The following is a 15,958-nucleotide window of genomic DNA, read 5'->3' as shown; positions in this document are numbered from 1 at the left end:
AGAAGAATATACCCTTATTTGATGTTGAGAAAAAGTACAATAAAATGATTGGAAAAATACGAGTTGTGATCGAACACATCAATAGTCAATTGAAGACATTTAGAATATTAAATGAACGCTATCGAAATAGACGGAAAAGATTCGGTTTACGCATTAACTTAATCGCTGCACTGGTAAACCGGATAAATTTTCAATAATGACTTTCGCAAGAGATCTATTAATCTGCCTTATAAGTAAATAATAAATCTGAAGATGCCGACATATAAGACTCAAAAATTGAGGATTCCTTTTAACCAGATTGTCAAGTCATGCATCATTTTTATTGATTTTCATGTAAAACTGACTTTGCAAAGCCTGTAGAATCTTTTAACTTGCAGGTAGTGGACTGCGGGATAGGCGACATACATGAAATGGGATGAAATTGGTGAGCAGCCTTGTTCGATTGCACGAACTTTGTCGGTGATTGGTGACCGTTGGACGATGCTGATTATTCGTAATGCCTTTATGGGCATGCATCGTTTTGATGATTTTCAACAACATTTGGGCGTCACGCGGCATGTATTGTCGGATCGTTTAAAGCGTTTGGTGGAACATGAAATTTTAGTCAAAGTGCCTTATGTAGAACGCCAAGAACGTTTTGAATACAAACTGACTGAGAAAGGCTTGGAGCTTTATCCCTTAATGCTGTCGATGGCAAATTGGGCAGATAAATGGATGGATCAAGGTTTAGGTAAGCCTGTGGAATACATCCATAAAAATTGTGCTAAAACGTTTCAGCCTGTCGTGGTATGTTCAGAATGTGGCGAAGAACTACATGCCAAACAGGTGAAGCCACAATTTACCTCAGTGTATTATCAGTACATCCAAGCACAGCAGAATTTAAAACAAGTCTAAATCAGTGTCGTATTCATCAGGAGCAATTTGTTATAAGCAGTTCGCTGGTTTAGGAATACCCGCTAAACGACTTAAATGACGCGCCACTAAACCTGTATTAAATTTATCCTGCAAAACAGCATTGTTAATTTCTGGGCTTACAGTTTTCATTAAAAATTTGATTAAAGGGCGGGTTGCAGGTGAGTGTCCAAATTGCTGATAAAATTGGCGTACAGCGTGCAAAATCTCAAAATGCCAAGCCGTGAGTTCGAGCGCTAAACTTTGCGCCAGTTCTTGTGCAACTTGTTCATTCCAGACAGTGTAATCCAGCAAATGTCCATCTTGATCTAATTCTAGTGTCATCTCTTGTTTCATTCACCCTTAAAAATGCTTTGAGTTTTGTATCATTACGGCGTGTTATTTTAAGCTAATACAGCGCTGATGTGCTAAACACAGCGTTGCAAAAGCTGCATAATCAATCGGATGTAAGTTTTCTGCCAAATGACCATTCAATATTTCTACATCATTTTCCAGTACATATATTTTGTCTAGCTGGGCACAAAGCGGATGGTGTTGATGCAATACCGCATCACCCATCAGTACAACGCTATCTTGCGGAGCGTACAGAGCGTTTAGCTCTGCTAAAATTGCTGCTGTGCTATCAAATCTCGCTTGGATTAAATATAAATTTGCGTCAGTCATGCTTTTCTCTTTAGATGTTTAGATGTGGTCAAATGATCAATCAAACTGTTAAACCACCAATCAATCTACCAATATAAAACCCGATCAAAGGTTTGAATCAGCTCGCGATTCAGTTCCACCCATTCAATCTCATGTACCGTATTTTTGATAAACGGTGAGTGAGCATGTTTATGTTCAATCAAAATTGGGCTGAGGTCATAAAACTCAAAGCTATCGACCAAGTTGGATGCCACTTTAAAGGCATGTTTTAGTGAATCAAAAGCCAGTTCCGACTGTAATAGGCTTAATGCCGCATCTTGTAATAACACTTTGACTTCACAACCAAAAGTTGCCAGTACCATTGTTGCAGACAAGCTTTCATGCACTTGTAAGCTGTTTAAATTGGCCTGACGTAAAACCACGAGTACAGTTTTCACACAATTTACCTTTTAAATGCAACAGATTTACAAAATGAATCGCTTAAAATTGAATCAGGCGTTCTGTGGTTTGCACTGCATCGGCCAGTTCGCCCAAGCCAACCAATTCAAAGCCTGCAGCTAAATTGTGTTGGCTTAGTTGATGGCGTTTGGCATTGTCTGCATCGCTAATACCACGTGCCAGTGCTGCACTTACACATACCGGTAAACGAATAGACAATTTTTGCCATTCTGTTTTGAGATTGCGTTGATCATCGGGTACCCATTGCAACTCATTCGCTACAGCAACGCCATCTTGATAAAAAAACACACGAAAAGCCTCATTTTTCTGTTGTAAGGCTTGAGCAAGACCAAGTGCATGCCATGCATGAATAGAGGTTGGTGGGGAGGTTATTAGTAATAAGGTGCTCATCAAAATTCACTAATGCAATGTGCTAAGGCGCATTCAGACTTTATAAAAAAGGTAGTATAAATGATTTTAGTGACTGGTGGTTTAGGCTTTATAGGCTCACACATTGCATTAAGCCTCATGGCTCAAGGGCAAGAGGTCATTATTGTAGATAATTTATCCAATGCAAGTATGCAGACCTTAGAGCGACTTGAATATATTGCAGGGCGTTATGTGCCTTTTGCCAAATTGGATGTTAGAAATACGCCCGCGCTGAACAAAGTTTTTGAACAATATTCAATTACTGCAGTGGTGCATTGTGCAGGGTTTAAATCTTTAGAAGAATCAGTACTCAAACCGCTCGAATATTATAACGATAATGTCAGTTGTATTATGAGTTTATTGCGTTCTATGCAACGTACAGGCGTGCGTCGTTTGGTGCATCTTTCAAGTATAGCGGTCTATGGAAAGTCTGGATTAAATCTAGAAGAAAGCCAGAGCTTTAATTACAGCTACGCCAATCCCTATGTAAAATCTCAACAGATGGTTGAAGAAATCATCCGCGATACTTTTAGAACTGATCATGAATGGAACATTGCTATTTTGCGCTTGAGTAATATAGCAGGCGCATTTGAACACGGTATTTTAGGCGAAGTCGTTGCACCATTACCTAAAAATATTGTTCCTTTGGCGATGCAAGTTGCAGTAAAACAGCGTGAAGCAATTGAATTACGTCAGCAAGCCAATACTGCAGATCAAACCGTAGAACGCAGCTTTGTGCATGTACTAGATGTCTGTGAGGCTGTCATCGCAAGCCTGCATTGGTTATTCGAACAAACACATAGCTGCGAAGCCTTTAATATTGCAGGAGAAGTCGTCTCAATTCAGCAGTTACTTGCACGTATCGCTGAAGTCACCGATGCGGAAATTGCTACAGTCCCTGCAATTCATTATGAATATCCTGAGTTAGATCAGTTAGGTGCAGTCGTAGATAAGGCACAACAGTATTTACACTGGCAGCCAAAACGTAGTTTAGAAAAAATGCTAGAGGATGAGTGGCGTTTTTATCAAAATACGCTCAAGCATTAAAACTAGTGCTATACAACTCTTTGAAAGTCTATTACGAAGCCTTATAGCTGAAACAAATACAACGCAACGGAATTATTGATAATAATTATCATTTACTTGACCAGCTGGTTTTTATAAGATCAATATAAGAATACTTGACATCATAATCTATTCACGAAGGAATGAGGCTGAACATGCAAACACGTATTGAACATGACACCATGGGTGAGGTTCAAGTCCCGAATGATGCACTTTGGGGCGCGCAAACTCAGCGCAGCTTACAAAATTTTAAAATAGGTAATGAGCGTTTACCACGCGCCATGATTCGCGCGATGGGTTTAGTTAAAAAAGCGGCGGCAATCACCAATGCAAACTTAGGGCAAATCCCTCAAGAACTTGCGAATTACATTGTTGGTGCGGCAGATGAAGTCATTGCAGGGCAGTGGGATAGTCAATTTCCTTTGGTGGTGTGGCAAACCGGTTCTGGGACGCAAAGTAACATGAACTGTAATGAAGTGATTGCCAATATTGCCAATCAGAAACTTGGTCATCCTTTAGGTGCTCAGAATCCTGTACATCCGAATGATCATGTCAACCGTGCCCAATCGACCAATGATTCTTTTCCAACTGCAATTCATGTCGCAGCGAGTTTGCAAATTAATGAACTACTTATTCCTGCAGTAAAGGGATTGCGTGATACGTTGCATACCAAAAGTGAAGAGTTTTCTGAAATTGTTAAAATTGGACGGACGCATTTGCAAGATGCGACACCATTAACTTTAGGGCAGGAATTTAGCGGTTATGTATCGCAGCTAGATCATGGTCTAAAACGTCTAGAACAGGCTTTAACAGGCTTGTATGAGTTGCCACTGGGTGGTACAGCTGTCGGTACAGGCTTAAATGCACATCCTGATTATGCGGTACAGGCCGCTGAGCAATTGGCACAGCTGACAGGCTTAGCTTTTGTGACTGCACCCAATAAGTTTGAGGCTTTGGCTGGGCGCGATGCCGCAGTTTTTGCTTCGGGTGCATTAAAAACTTTAGCAGTGAGTTTAAATAAAATTTCCAATGATATTCGCTGGTTAGCAAGCGGTCCACGTTGTGGTTTGGGTGAATTGCGAATTCCAGAAAATGAACCTGGTTCAAGTATAATGCCGGGCAAGGTTAATCCAACACAAAGCGAAGCAATGACCATGGTAGTTGCACAAGTGTTGGGTAATGACACCACAATCAACTTCGCAGGTGCATCGGGCAATTTTGAACTCAATGTATTTATGCCAGTGATCGCATATAACTTATTGCAGTCCATTCAACTCTTGGGTGACGCTTGCAATAGCTTTAATGAACATTGCGCCGTGGGCATTCAAGCAAACCGTGAAAAAATAGATCACTTTTTGCATGATTCACTCATGTTAGTCACCGCTTTGAATCCTGTAATTGGTTATGAGAATGCAGCGAAAGTAGCTAAAACGGCTTATAAGGAAAATAAAACCTTAAAGCAAGTTGCAGTAGAGCTGAATTTGGTCACAGCAGAGCAGTTTGATGAAGTGGTACGCCCTGAACAGATGATTGCACCTAACACTAAATAGCCAGTTCGAAGCTTAGTTAAAAGTCTGGGGTTGTCTGCTTATCAAGCGTGATAACCCCAGACTTTGTTTATAAAAATCAGTAAAACTGTTGCAGATTAGTAAGAAGTCATTAGACATTATTGATGTTGATTCAAATTCAATTTATTTATAAATAGATATCGAGAAATAAGGAAATCAACATGAGCAATAATAATCCATCTAGTCAAGAATCTAATCCACAAAAAGAATCCAATGAGGATAAGGGTAAGCACGATCTTTATAAAAATACCGAGCCACAGAAAAAGCCAAATGCAGAGCCAGACCATCCGCTTAAGGAGCAGAAGTAAATAGTTTGGTCTAGGATTTAAAACTAATCATTTTTATGATCAAATCGTCAGCCCGCTGCAATTAGACGCCTATCTTCTTTGTGCGACTTTAACTCAAGAATAAGCGATAACATCCAGCATTGAATAAATTATGATTGTTGATAAAATGCATCTCCCTTGTTGTTTAGGTGTTTGCGTATTACGCCGTAAATAACAGTTTTTAAAATTTAAGGTTTTATTCAATGCTCTCAATTTATTTAACAGATGTTCAGCAACACGTGCAATTTAAAGATTACCCGGGTGAGCAGCCTGTTAAATTCATCTTGAATTTTAAAAAGATTTTTCCAAGTGTGATGGAGCTTTTACTACCTGTATTGCCTGAAAACGAAAATCTGGAAGAAATGACATGGGAATCGACCACTGCAGATTTAGAATTATTTAAATTGCTACTTAGTGGGTGGGGCGTGATTGAATTGCGTTTAAATGCACTTAGTCAATTTAAGGTCAAAACTTTTGCAGATCAGTTAGTCAAACAAGCCCAACAAAAACGCAAAGCATTTGCCAAGGCGCAACCACAATTAAAAACAGTGGAACTGGATTATTTATTCATGCATGAAACGCATGCCTTGATTGATGCAGAATTGGTTGAAGTCGGTGAAAAATTCTATTTACCTATTTTGCGCGATTTATGGAAAGGCAAAGTTTCTGCAAAAGTGCTCGAAGCGAAATTCTAAATATTCATTTAATATCAAATTCAATAGATATTTTGCATAAATCAAGAAATGATCGCTATATTCATATTTAAATGGATATTGAAAGTTCTTCTCCCTTTGGGATGAGGAATACATTTCGCAAGAGGATGAGGGGATTTCTTAGAAAAAACTCTCTCTGAGGAGCATGCTCTGCAAGTCTCCTAAAAGGAGAAGGAAATTCCTTTGCAGTGATTCAAAAAGGATTTATGAAGAATCCTAATATAAACGTGAAGAAAGCAGGGATAGTGTCTACAAATAAAGACACTATCCCTTTTTAATCAATTAAAACCAGTCTGCTTGCATGGCTGAGCAGCTATCATCAAAACTACACAGCAGTTTGGCTTGATGCTCTATTTCAGGCAACTCCCAACGTATAAAATAACGAGCGGCTTGTAATTTCCCTAACCAAAAGTGTTGGTCTTGCTCGTGTGTAGATGCTGCATAATGCAAATGTGCTTTGTTAGCCATCTCTAACCAGAGCCAAGCAATCATGGTTTTACCCATCATATCTAAATACAAGGCTGAATTTGCCAGTCCTTCATGAATTTTGCCTTGTTGTAAGGCAGCACCAAGAGTTTGTGTGGTCTTTTGTACAGTGTCTAAATGCCTACGGAAAATTGTGGCCAGTGTTTGTATTTCAGGGTGGGAGACTTCAGTTAGCGTTTGCTGTATTCGCTGTATGAGTAAGCTTAAGCCTTTTCCCTGATGCTGCCATAATTTACGACCCAGTAAATCTAATGACTGAATCCCGAAAGTACCTTCATGAATAGGGTTCAGTCGGTTATCTCTATAATATTGCTCTATAGGATAATCACGGGTATAGCCCGCACCACCTAGAACCTGAATAGCCAAATCATTCGCTTTAGGGCCATAAGCAGAAGGGAAGGACTTTACAATAGGCGTAATTAAATCCAGTAAAATTTCACTGTCAGTATCATGATTTGCTTGGTGTTCATCTATTAAACGTGCTGCAAATAAACATAAAGCCAAACTGCCTTCAACATAGGACTTTTGTGCCAACAACATACGCTTTACATCGGTATGCTCAATAATATTAACTGGCTTACTGTTAGGATTTTTCTCAGTCGCTAAACGACCCTGTGGACGCTGCTTGGCATATTCCAAAGATTCCAAATAGCCACGGTAACCAATCATGGTTGCACCTAGGCCCACACCAACACGAGCTTCATTCATCATCTTAAACATATATTTAAGACCAGAACCCGCTTCACCAATTAAATAGCCTAAGCAAGCATCTTGCTCACCAAAATTCAGTACGGTAGATGTTGTGCCACGATAGCCCATTTTGTGTAATAAGCCCGCAAGTTGTAGGTCATTGGCTTCTGCTAATGTACCGTCTAAATGCGTTCTGAATTTAGGCACAATAAATAGGGATATGCCTTTTACCCCTTGTGGTGCATCTTGAATACGTGCCAAAACCAAATGCACAATATTTTCGGTAATGTCTTGATCACCACCAGAAATAAACATTTTTTGGCCTTTAATCAGGTATTGTCCATCTGCTTGCGGAATGGCTTTGGTGGTCAAATCCCCTAAAGATGAACCAACATTTGGTTCTGTCAGTGCCATCGTGCCAGAAAAACGACCACTGAACATGTGCGGAAGAAAGCGCTGTTTTTGTTCTGCTGTACCAAACGCTTGAATTACATTGGCTGCAGCAGCAGTCAGGAATGAATAGGCCACTGTAGATGGGTTGGCAGACATAAAATAAGCATTTGCAGCCATATTAATAAGCGTAGGCAATTGCATGCCGCCGTCTGCATAATCATGCTGTGCACAGAGCAAACCTGCGTTAGCAAACTGTTGCCATGCAGTTTTCACTTCGGCAATGGTTTCTACCTTTTTTCCATCAAAACTTGGTTCTTGCTGATCAGCTTTGCTGTTATGCGCTGCAAAATAATCGCAGGCGATGCCTTTGGCTGTATGCAGGATACTGTCAAAAGTGACTTTGTCATGTTCCTGATAACGCTCAAACGAGTTCAATTGCTCAGCATTAAATACCTGATACAACATAAATTCTAAATCTTGATCGTTGATGAGCTGTGTCATGGTTTACCCGAATATTTTTATATTGAGGTTAAAAATAACAGTTGCTAGATTAGCTGACGATTGTCAATAATGACATCAAAGCAGCTAAAAGTGACAAATTGAATTAGAACGATGAAGCAAGTGGTAATTCTAGCCTTTGATGGTGCTTTGGCATCGGCTATTACAGGTATTGTTGATTTATTTTCTATGGCTGGTGCCAGTTGGAACCGTATTCAAAACCAGCAGATTGAACGTCTGTTTGAAGTGAAAATTGCCAGTCCCAAAGGGCAAAGTATTCAATGCATTAACGGCATTAAAATGCATGCAGAACTGAGCTATCAGGAAATTCAATATGCAGACCTTGTGGTTGTACCAACCATTGGTGCAGCTTTATTGTCTGTGCTGCAACGAACACCAGAATTGATAATTTTTTTACAGTACGCACAGCAGCAGCATTTCATGATTGCGGCAAATTGCACAGGCAATTTCTTCTTGGCTGAAGCGGGAATTCTAAACGGCAAGCAGGCTACGACGCATTGGGGTTTTGAGGCTATTTTTAAGCAGCGCTATCCACAAGTTGAATTAAAAGTAGAGCGAATGATTACCCATGCAGATCATATCTACTGTGCAGGAGGGGGATTAGCATGGTTTGATTTGGGTTTGCACTTAATTGAGCGTTTTTATGGCTTTGAAGTTGCGATTCAGACTGCAAAATCTTTTGTCATTGATTATCGCCGTGACAGCCAGTTGTCATACTCCTTAATGAAAATTGCTAAACCACATCAAGATGCGTTAGTGCAGGAAGTTCAAAACTGGATGGAACAGCATTATTCGCAAAACTTTAACTTAGATGAGATCGCTCAGCATTTCAATCTAAGCACCCGCAGCCTCATTCGCCGTTTTAAAGCAGCATTGGATTTAGCACCGAATCAATATTTACAGGCCATGCGTATAGAAGCTGCACGTAAACAATTAGAACAAACTGACTATACCGTTGAGCAGATCATGCTGGCAGTTGGATACAATGACAGCAGTTCGTTTCGCCGTTTATTTTTAAAGAAAACAGGGCTGACTCCTTTAGATTATCGCCGTCGTTTTAGCCGACATTTTTAAGTTGGTTTAAAAATGAGGAAAGCACTAATAGTACCAATTGACCAAAATATCCTAAGCAAAAATTTTAGAAATTTCCTGTCTTAAAAAATGATGTCTTGAATTTTCCTGTAAATCTTTATGCCAATACATCCCCATATTAATCAAAGGCAAGTCTACAGGAACGGTAAAAATCTTCAGTTTTTGACTGATACTTAAATGTTTTAAGATCATTTCAGGAATGGTCAAAATCGCTTGTGGATGCTGCTGCAAAATTTGTAAGGCTGTAGAATAGTGCTGACAACGTAAAAAAACCTGTCGTGATAATTGTTTTTGATGCAAATAAATATCTTCAAGCAACATACCTGTACGGCGCGATGAAACCCCAATGTGCGCAGATGATAAATACAGTTCCGTCGTCATTTCATTTAATTGGCTACACACTACAAATTGATCTTGTACCAAAGATTGAAACTGGATTTTATCGCCAAAGTTTTGTTCTAAATCAATGACAAAATCAATTTGCTGGGCAGCCAAATCGGCCAAAACCGTTTTACGCTCTAATTTGTGGCTAAAAAATTGAATATCTAGATTCAGGTTTTGAAAATGCGCCACCAGTTTAGGAAAAATAATCGGTTCAATTTCATCATGTACAGCAATTTTAAGTGATTGCAGCATATTGGGTTCAAACTGCTGTTTTTGTACCGCAATACTTTGAATGGCCAACAAGGCATTTTTTATGGTGGGATAAATTTGCTCGGCAAAAGGAGTAGGTAACATTTTATTGCCATTACGCACCAGTAAATCATCTTGTAAATGCTGTCTTAAACGTTGCAAGGCATGACTGGCAGCAGATTGGCTGATACACAAAATTTGTGCTGCTTTGGAAATACTGCGCTGTTCATAAATTGCAACAAACATCGGGTATAAATTGATGTCTAAACGATGAAAAGCAGCAAGATCAATTTTTGCATTATTATGAATATGATTCATAGTGTTTTATTGAATTAAATCATTTTGTTCATATTAGTTTTCAAGTTATGGTGTTGTAAAGCAATGAATACAATATTTTAAGGGATTTGAAACATGTTTGAGCTATCTGCACGCGCCAAAGACTATATAGAACGTACCAAAGCCTTTATTGCCCAAGAAATTGAGCCGATTGAAGCTGAGTTTTGGGTAGAAGTCCATGAGCTGAATCAGGGTGGTGATTGGACCAAATGGCAATGGCCATCACAATTAGAACAACTAAAAGCCAAAGCCAAAGCTGCTGGCTTGTGGAATATGTTTTTACCATGTCCAGAATTGGGACAGGGCTTGTCGGTACAAGAATATGCACACATTGCAGAACTCAGTGGTCGCAGTTTAATTGCGCCAACGGTTTTTAACTGTAATGCACCAGACAGCGGCAATATGGAAGTTTTATGGCGTTATGGTTCTGAAGCACAGAAACAAGAATGGCTCACACCGCTGCTAGAAGGAAAAATTCGCTCAGTATTTTGTATGACTGAACCTGCAGTGGCTTCAAGTGATGCCACCAATATGCAGGCGACAGCTGTGATAGATGGTGATGAAATTGTCTTAAATGGCCGTAAATGGTGGTCTTCAGGTTTAGGCGATCCAAATGCCAAAATTATTATTTTTATGGCACATACCCCTGATGAAAGCAAAGACCGACATCACCAACACTCTATGGTTTTAGTGCCTGTAGATACTGCGGGCGTTAAAATTGAGCGCATGTTACCTGTATTTGGCGATTATGACGCACCTCATGGTCATGGTGAAGTTAGTTTTGATAATGTGCGTGTGCCTGTCGCAAACTTTATTGGTGGTGCAGGACAAGGTTTTGAAATTGCGCAAGGTCGTTTAGGGCCAGGCCGTATCCACCACTGTATGCGTTGTATTGGCGCGGCAGAAAAATCTTTGGAATTGATGATTGACCGCGGCATGAGCCGCACTGCATTTGGTAAGGAAATTTTAAAACTTGGTGGTAATTTGGAACGTGTGGCAGAAGCACGTGTTGCCATTGATCAGGCGCGTTTATTAACCCTATATGCAGCCTATAAAATGGATACTTTAGGTAATATGGCGGCATTGACTGAAATTTCAGCAATTAAAGTTGTTGCACCAAGTGTCTTGGAAAAAGTGGTAGATATGGCTATGCAAATTCATGGCGGTGCAGGCGTATCTAGAGATACACCGCTCACAGGTTTCTTTGCCCAAGCCCGTAGTTTACGTCTTGCCGATGGGCCTGATGAAGTACATAAAGGCATGATTGCTAAACTCGAGTTGGCAAAACGTGGCTACCGTAGCGGTCGTAAAAAATAGGGCATTAGCGCACACTTTTTTCTGTGTCCCTGATATGGTATTTGGCAATATTGTTGATATTGCCTATACATCTCAAGAGAACGCAGAAAATTTATGCTAGATTTAAAAAGATAGAAAATTAGGGAAAAATAATGTCAGTTATTGATGTAGGCGGCACAGTACGCGAAGGCGAAGAGCTCGATATTCAGGCGGTCACGGCATGGTTAAAACAACAAAATGTAGAAGTCGTTGAACCTGTAGAAGTCACACAATATTCAGGTGGTGCATCAAACTGGACCTATCGTCTCAAGTATAGCAATACTGATTTAATTTTACGTCGTCCGCCTAAAGGTACTAAGGCCAAATCCGCCCATGACATGGCACGTGAGTATCATGTGCAAAAGAATTTAGCACCATTTTATCCTGTATTACCCGAAATGGTGGCTTTGTGTCAGGATGAATCTGTAATTGGCTGTGATTTTTATGTGATGCAACGCATTGAAGGTATTATTCCACGTGCTAAATTGCCGCCTGAACTTGAGTTTAACGAAACGCAAGTACATGAACTTTGTGTGAATGTCATTGATAAACTCATTGAATTGCATCAAGTGCCTTATCAAGGTACGGAACTTGAAAAATTAGGCAAGGGCGATGGCTATTGCCGACGTCAAGTAGAAGGTTGGGATGCTCGCTATGTTAAAGCACACACCATTAACGTGCCATCTTTTAAGTATGTGCGTAAATGGTTGTTAGACCATATTCCTGCCGATTCAAAAACTTGCATTATTCATAATGATTGGCGTTTTGATAATGTCATTTTAGATCCGAAAAATCCGACGCAAGTTATTGGCGTGCTGGACTGGGAAATGGCGACATTGGGTGATCCACTTATGGATTTAGGCTCGGCGTTGGCGTATTGGGTAGAAGGTACGGACAACCAAATTTTTAAAGCCACTCGTCGTCAACCAACGCATTTAAAAGGCATGTTCACGCGTCAGCAAGTGGTGGACTACTATTTGCAAAAAACTGGATTAAGCACTGACAACTGGACTTTCTATGAAGTATTTGGAATTTTCCGTTTAGCCGTGATTGCTCAGCAAATTTATTATCGCTATTACCACAAACAAACCAATAATCCTGCGTTTAGAGACTTCTGGATTGTGATTCATGCCTTGCATATTCGTGCGTTGAAGCTTATTGGTTTACAAAAGATTGAAGCCAATGAACTGGCGCAAAAATACATCGCTAAATTTAAGGAACTCATGCCGAAATGACCACTATTTATTTAATTCGTCATGGGCAAGCTTCGTTTGGTGCAGAAAGTTATGACCAACTTTCGCCTAATGGTGAGTTACAGGCCAAATTACTCGGCCGCTACTTTGAACGTATTTTAAAAGAAGCGCCTTATGTCGTTGCTGGTTCAATGCAGCGTCATCAGCAAACGGCGCAATTGGCTTTAGCAGAGTGTTTTCCTGAAGTTGAAATTCAAACTGACAGTGCTTGGAATGAGTTTAATCATCAACAAGTCTTTGCGCAGTATGAGCCGCGTTTTAATCACCCTGAACTAATGAAGCAGGATGTGGCTAAAGAGGTGAATCCTCGTGCGTATTTGGCAAAGATTTTTGAAGGTGCGATAGAACGCTGGACAGGTGGTGAATATCACCATGAATATGAAGAATCTTGGCCGCATTTCAAACAACGTGTGGAAGATGCCTTACAAAATTTATGTACCGACTTGGCACAAAAGCAGCCACGTTATGCAGTTGTGTTTACTTCGGGTGGTGTCATTTCTGTAGCGGCAGGTAAAATTTTGGGCTTAACGCCCAATAAAACCTTTACATTGAACTGGGCGATTACCAACTCAAGCATCACCACATTACGCTTGGTGGGCAGCGAACCACAACTCTTAAGCTTAAATGAACATCATTTTATTAAAGCTGAAAACTCAAATTTATTGACTTGGATTTAACAAGGATCGAACCATGACAAAAACAATTCTAATTACAGGTGCAAGTTCTGGAATTGGCGCAGGTATGGCACGTGAATTCGCTCAAAAGGGCTATAACCTTGCCATTTGTGCACGACGTTTAGAGCGTTTAGAAACACTGAAACAGGAACTTGAGCAGCAATATGGTATTCGTGTGATTGCTAAAAGTTTGGACGTTACCAATTACGATCAAGTATTTCAGGTATTTCGTGAATTTAAACAAAACTTTGGACAGTTGGATCGAATTATTGTCAATGCAGGTGTGGGCGAAGGGCGCCGCATTGGTAAAGGCAACTTTGCCATCAACAAAGCTACGGTAGAAACCAACTTTATTTCGGCTTTGGCACAGTGTGAAGCAGCAGTTGAAATTTTCCGTGAGCAAAATTCAGGGCATTTGGTGATGATTTCATCTATGAGTGCCATTCGTGGTATGCCAAAACATCTTACTGCGTACGGCGCAAGTAAAGCTGCAGTAGCACATTTAGCAGAAGGAATTCGTGCAGAATTAATTGATACACCTATTCAAGTTACGACTATTTTCCCTGGCTATATTCGTACCGAAATCAACGAAGGTGCAAAAAAACTGCCTTTTGAAGTTGATGAAAAAACAGGTTCTCGCTTACTTGCAGCAGAAATTGAAAAAGCACCAATTAAAGCCTATGTACCTAAATGGCCATGGTTGCCACTAGGTTTTGCTATGAAAGTTTTACCATTAAAATTGGTCAATAAACTCGGCTAAATAGCAGCGATATCATAGTAGTTGAATAGCATCCTGAAATTTAAAGCTGTTGATGAATGAAAACTCTTTAAATGACACGATGTTATTTTTATATTTAAGGATCTACTTTTGTTTAGGTTTTAAAGTTTGTATTTTCGGTTTTCTTATTTAAGAGTGAAGCGTCATGTGGCTTAGAGCAGCAACCCTTGCTTTATTTCCTGCCTTGTTAATTCAGGGAAATCGGGTTAAAAAGAACACGATTCGATTGCCAGAAGCCGAAGGCGAACGTGAAGGTATTACAGGGCAAGGGCAAACGCTGTCATTATTGATTTTAGGAGATTCTGCCGCTGCAGGTGTTGGGGTAGCACATCAAAATGATGCGCTATTGGGCGCTGTGGTTTCTGCCTTGCAACATCAGTATCAAGTACATTGGCGTTTAGAAGCACAGTCTGGAGAAACGACCTCACAGGTTATTAAAAAAACTAAAAAACTGGTAAATCAAAAATATGATGTCGTAGTTACTTCAGTTGGTGTTAACGATGTGACACGTTTAATGTCAGCACGAACTTGGATTAAACAACAGCAACAATTTTATCAGCTTATTCAAGCGAAATTCCAACCTGAATTAATCATTGCTACGGGCGTTCCACCGATGCATTTATTTCCTGCATTACCTAATCCCTTGTCTTGGCTATTTGGACAATACGCTAAACAAATGAACTTACAATTAAAAAAAATGATAGCACAACAAAAAGATATGCAATGGATTGAATATGATATTCAAAAATATCAATCCATGAATTTAGAAATGGCAAAAGATGGTTTTCATCCAAGTAAAGAAATTTACCAAATTTGGGGCAAAGAAGTCGCGGTGAGGATTTTAGAACGGTTTTAGGTAGAATTCTTATGATGTAAAACTCGGTAATGCGTATAAGAAAGCCCGCTAATAGTGGGCTTTTGCTTAACTTAACTTTGCTTATTAATAGCTTGGAGCGGACATCCAAGTCTTATTAGATATTACTTCAGAGCAAGGAGATGTGCTTGCTACAGGCGATTGACTTAACTTAATTAAAGTTGCTGCCTGTAGCTCCATTTCTTTTGCTTTGTCCATAGACAGACTTGAATACGCCAAAGCTACCGATGCACAATTTGCCCAAGTATGAACATTATCACTATCTGTTTCTGCAAGCTTAAAATATTTATCAGCGAGTGCTTTCATTTGATTGCTTTTACCATCATTTGAGGCTGATTGAACCTTTGGTGCTGAAGATTTCAAAGTTAGGATAGTCGACGAGTTTGGAACGCCTGGTTTAAAAGCTTCTAAAGTTTTATCGTCCAACACGCGCATACCATAGGTGATATTGTTTGTAGGATTCGTAAAAATATAATCGCCAGAACTATTCTTTAGGTAGGTTGATGTCTTATTCGGCTCAACAATTACAAGTTTGTTTTCTTCAAATCTCGCATCAATTGAATAATATCCATTTTGAATGGAATATGTTCCATTAGTCGCAGCAAATGTACACATGGATATAAATGAAAACACGATTAGTCCAACTATATTTTTTTTCATTTTTGCGTCCCTTTATTGCAGTATTGTTCTTAAATTAGATCTCTTGCGAAAGTAAAAACCACCTCAATCTAAGTTTCATGAGATATCAGAACTTAAACCGTTTTTCAGATTCTGAATTTAAACGCTTGGTTGGCGTACCTCG

The 15,958-nt window shown here is 39.7% G+C and carries 19 protein-coding genes; 12 read left to right on the top strand and 7 right to left on the bottom strand.

What is annotated here, in order from left to right:
* On the top strand, window positions 1–197 hold a 197-nt coding region (locus L6C30_RS13315), incomplete at its 5' end, for a transposase family protein (protein ID WP_236163253.1).
* A 208-nt stretch (window positions 198–405) separates the two neighbouring features.
* A complete protein-coding gene (locus L6C30_RS13310) occupies window positions 406–894 on the top strand; it encodes a helix-turn-helix domain-containing protein (RefSeq protein ID WP_019837560.1) in 489 nt (162 codons plus the stop codon).
* A gap of 30 nt (window positions 895–924) precedes the next feature.
* Here L6C30_RS13310 and L6C30_RS13305 read toward each other — a convergent pair whose 3' ends face one another.
* The 4 genes from L6C30_RS13305 to tusD form a co-directional block, all read right to left on the bottom strand.
* The gene (locus tag L6C30_RS13305) at window positions 925–1,236 is read right to left on the bottom strand and encodes a TusE/DsrC/DsvC family sulfur relay protein (protein WP_236163252.1); all 312 of its coding nucleotides are present in this window, start codon (window positions 1,234–1,236) and stop codon (window positions 925–927) included.
* Between the two features lie 54 nt (window positions 1,237–1,290).
* Complete coding sequence (locus tag L6C30_RS13300; protein ID WP_236163251.1) at window positions 1,291–1,575, bottom strand: DsrH/TusB family sulfur relay protein; 285 nt, start codon at window positions 1,573–1,575, stop codon at window positions 1,291–1,293.
* Between the two features lie 65 nt (window positions 1,576–1,640).
* Window positions 1,641–1,991 carry a hypothetical protein gene (locus L6C30_RS13295; protein ID WP_236093476.1) on the bottom strand — a complete coding sequence of 117 codons (351 nt, stop codon included), beginning with the start codon at window positions 1,989–1,991 and terminating at the stop codon, window positions 1,641–1,643.
* A 43-nt stretch (window positions 1,992–2,034) separates the two neighbouring features.
* Entirely contained in the window at window positions 2,035–2,403 is a 369-nt protein-coding gene (tusD, locus tag L6C30_RS13290; RefSeq protein WP_230244895.1) for a sulfurtransferase complex subunit TusD, read from the bottom strand.
* 60 nt (window positions 2,404–2,463) lie between these two features.
* Between tusD and L6C30_RS13285 the strand changes: the two genes are divergently transcribed.
* The 4 genes from L6C30_RS13285 (at window position 2,464) to L6C30_RS13270 (ending at window position 6,075) form a co-directional block, all read left to right on the top strand.
* A complete protein-coding gene (locus tag L6C30_RS13285) occupies window positions 2,464–3,468 on the top strand; it encodes an SDR family NAD(P)-dependent oxidoreductase (protein ID WP_236163250.1) in 1,005 nt (334 codons plus the stop codon).
* 173 nt (window positions 3,469–3,641) lie between these two features.
* Window positions 3,642–5,036 carry a class II fumarate hydratase gene (fumC, locus tag L6C30_RS13280; RefSeq protein WP_236163249.1) on the top strand — a complete coding sequence of 465 codons (1,395 nt, stop codon included), beginning with the start codon at window positions 3,642–3,644 and terminating at the stop codon, window positions 5,034–5,036.
* Between the two features lie 179 nt (window positions 5,037–5,215).
* The gene (locus L6C30_RS13275) at window positions 5,216–5,362 is read left to right on the top strand and encodes a hypothetical protein (protein ID WP_236163248.1); all 147 of its coding nucleotides are present in this window, start codon (window positions 5,216–5,218) and stop codon (window positions 5,360–5,362) included.
* A 221-nt stretch (window positions 5,363–5,583) separates the two neighbouring features.
* Complete coding sequence (locus tag L6C30_RS13270; RefSeq protein ID WP_236163247.1) at window positions 5,584–6,075, top strand: hypothetical protein; 492 nt, start codon at window positions 5,584–5,586, stop codon at window positions 6,073–6,075.
* 300 nt (window positions 6,076–6,375) lie between these two features.
* Here the strand turns inward: L6C30_RS13270 and L6C30_RS13265 are convergent, their stop codons facing one another.
* Window positions 6,376–8,163, bottom strand: a complete 1,788-nt coding sequence (locus tag L6C30_RS13265) for an acyl-CoA dehydrogenase (RefSeq protein WP_236163246.1) — start codon at window positions 8,161–8,163, stop codon at window positions 6,376–6,378.
* 111 nt (window positions 8,164–8,274) lie between these two features.
* On the opposite strand from L6C30_RS13265, the gene L6C30_RS13260 reads away from it, so the two are divergent.
* Window positions 8,275–9,255, top strand: coding sequence for a GlxA family transcriptional regulator (locus L6C30_RS13260; protein ID WP_236163245.1), 981 nt, complete (start codon window positions 8,275–8,277; stop codon window positions 9,253–9,255).
* Window positions 9,256–9,306: 51 nt separating this feature from the next.
* Here L6C30_RS13260 and L6C30_RS13255 read toward each other — a convergent pair whose 3' ends face one another.
* Window positions 9,307–10,224 (bottom strand): LysR family transcriptional regulator, encoded by a 918-nt coding sequence (locus tag L6C30_RS13255; RefSeq protein WP_168418292.1) that lies wholly within the window; start codon window positions 10,222–10,224, stop codon window positions 9,307–9,309.
* A gap of 93 nt (window positions 10,225–10,317) precedes the next feature.
* Between L6C30_RS13255 and L6C30_RS13250 the strand changes: the two genes are divergently transcribed.
* The 5 genes from L6C30_RS13250 (at window position 10,318) to L6C30_RS13230 (ending at window position 15,138) form a co-directional block, all read left to right on the top strand.
* Entirely contained in the window at window positions 10,318–11,559 is a 1,242-nt protein-coding gene (locus L6C30_RS13250; RefSeq protein WP_236163244.1) for an acyl-CoA dehydrogenase family protein, read from the top strand.
* Window positions 11,560–11,690: 131 nt separating this feature from the next.
* On the top strand, window positions 11,691–12,812 hold the full coding sequence (locus L6C30_RS13245; RefSeq protein WP_236163243.1) for a phosphotransferase family protein: 1,122 nt from the start codon (window positions 11,691–11,693) through the stop codon (window positions 12,810–12,812).
* Window positions 12,809–13,507, top strand: coding sequence for a histidine phosphatase family protein (locus L6C30_RS13240; RefSeq protein WP_236163242.1), 699 nt, complete (start codon window positions 12,809–12,811; stop codon window positions 13,505–13,507). The genes L6C30_RS13245 and L6C30_RS13240 overlap by 4 nt, the downstream gene beginning before the upstream one ends.
* 13 nt (window positions 13,508–13,520) lie before the next feature.
* Window positions 13,521–14,264, top strand: coding sequence for an SDR family oxidoreductase (locus L6C30_RS13235; RefSeq protein ID WP_236163241.1), 744 nt, complete (start codon window positions 13,521–13,523; stop codon window positions 14,262–14,264).
* Window positions 14,265–14,427: 163 nt separating this feature from the next.
* A complete protein-coding gene (locus L6C30_RS13230) occupies window positions 14,428–15,138 on the top strand; it encodes an SGNH/GDSL hydrolase family protein (RefSeq protein ID WP_236163240.1) in 711 nt (236 codons plus the stop codon).
* A gap of 84 nt (window positions 15,139–15,222) precedes the next feature.
* Here the strand turns inward: L6C30_RS13230 and L6C30_RS13225 are convergent, their stop codons facing one another.
* Window positions 15,223–15,816 carry a hypothetical protein gene (locus L6C30_RS13225; protein WP_096902561.1) on the bottom strand — a complete coding sequence of 198 codons (594 nt, stop codon included), beginning with the start codon at window positions 15,814–15,816 and terminating at the stop codon, window positions 15,223–15,225.
* Window positions 15,817–15,958 lie beyond the last annotated feature (142 nt).

The sequence above is a fragment of the Acinetobacter sp. KAM396 genome (genome assembly GCF_021602765.1).
Classification (GTDB): Bacteria; Pseudomonadota; Gammaproteobacteria; order Pseudomonadales; family Moraxellaceae; genus Acinetobacter; species Acinetobacter towneri_A.
The sequence above is the reverse complement of the archived record's forward strand: the minus strand, read 5'-3'. Positions and strand labels throughout refer to the sequence as shown.

Bases quoted from the DNA above. Each gene is read 5' to 3' on its own strand.
- L6C30_RS13310 (WP_019837560.1), top strand. From the start codon at position 406: ATGAAATGGGATGAAATTGGTGAGCAGCCTTGTTCGATTGCACGAACT.
- L6C30_RS13305 (WP_236163252.1), bottom strand. From the start codon at position 1,236: ATGACACTAGAATTAGATCAAGATGGACATTTGCTGGATTACACTGTC.
- L6C30_RS13300 (WP_236163251.1), bottom strand. From the start codon at position 1,575: ATGACTGACGCAAATTTATATTTAATCCAAGCGAGATTTGATAGCACA.
- tusD (WP_230244895.1), bottom strand. From the start codon at position 2,403: ATGAGCACCTTATTACTAATAACCTCCCCACCAACCTCTATTCATGCA.
- L6C30_RS13285 (WP_236163250.1), top strand. From the start codon at position 2,464: ATGATTTTAGTGACTGGTGGTTTAGGCTTTATAGGCTCACACATTGCA.
- fumC (WP_236163249.1), top strand. From the start codon at position 3,642: ATGCAAACACGTATTGAACATGACACCATGGGTGAGGTTCAAGTCCCG.
- L6C30_RS13275 (WP_236163248.1), top strand. From the start codon at position 5,216: ATGAGCAATAATAATCCATCTAGTCAAGAATCTAATCCACAAAAAGAA.
- L6C30_RS13270 (WP_236163247.1), top strand. From the start codon at position 5,584: ATGCTCTCAATTTATTTAACAGATGTTCAGCAACACGTGCAATTTAAA.
- L6C30_RS13265 (WP_236163246.1), bottom strand. From the start codon at position 8,163: ATGACACAGCTCATCAACGATCAAGATTTAGAATTTATGTTGTATCAG.
- L6C30_RS13260 (WP_236163245.1), top strand. From the start codon at position 8,275: ATGAAGCAAGTGGTAATTCTAGCCTTTGATGGTGCTTTGGCATCGGCT.
- L6C30_RS13255 (WP_168418292.1), bottom strand. From the start codon at position 10,224: ATGAATCATATTCATAATAATGCAAAAATTGATCTTGCTGCTTTTCAT.
- L6C30_RS13250 (WP_236163244.1), top strand. From the start codon at position 10,318: ATGTTTGAGCTATCTGCACGCGCCAAAGACTATATAGAACGTACCAAA.
- L6C30_RS13245 (WP_236163243.1), top strand. From the start codon at position 11,691: ATGTCAGTTATTGATGTAGGCGGCACAGTACGCGAAGGCGAAGAGCTC.
- L6C30_RS13240 (WP_236163242.1), top strand. From the start codon at position 12,809: ATGACCACTATTTATTTAATTCGTCATGGGCAAGCTTCGTTTGGTGCA.
- L6C30_RS13235 (WP_236163241.1), top strand. From the start codon at position 13,521: ATGACAAAAACAATTCTAATTACAGGTGCAAGTTCTGGAATTGGCGCA.
- L6C30_RS13230 (WP_236163240.1), top strand. From the start codon at position 14,428: ATGTGGCTTAGAGCAGCAACCCTTGCTTTATTTCCTGCCTTGTTAATT.
- L6C30_RS13225 (WP_096902561.1), bottom strand. From the start codon at position 15,816: ATGAAAAAAAATATAGTTGGACTAATCGTGTTTTCATTTATATCCATG.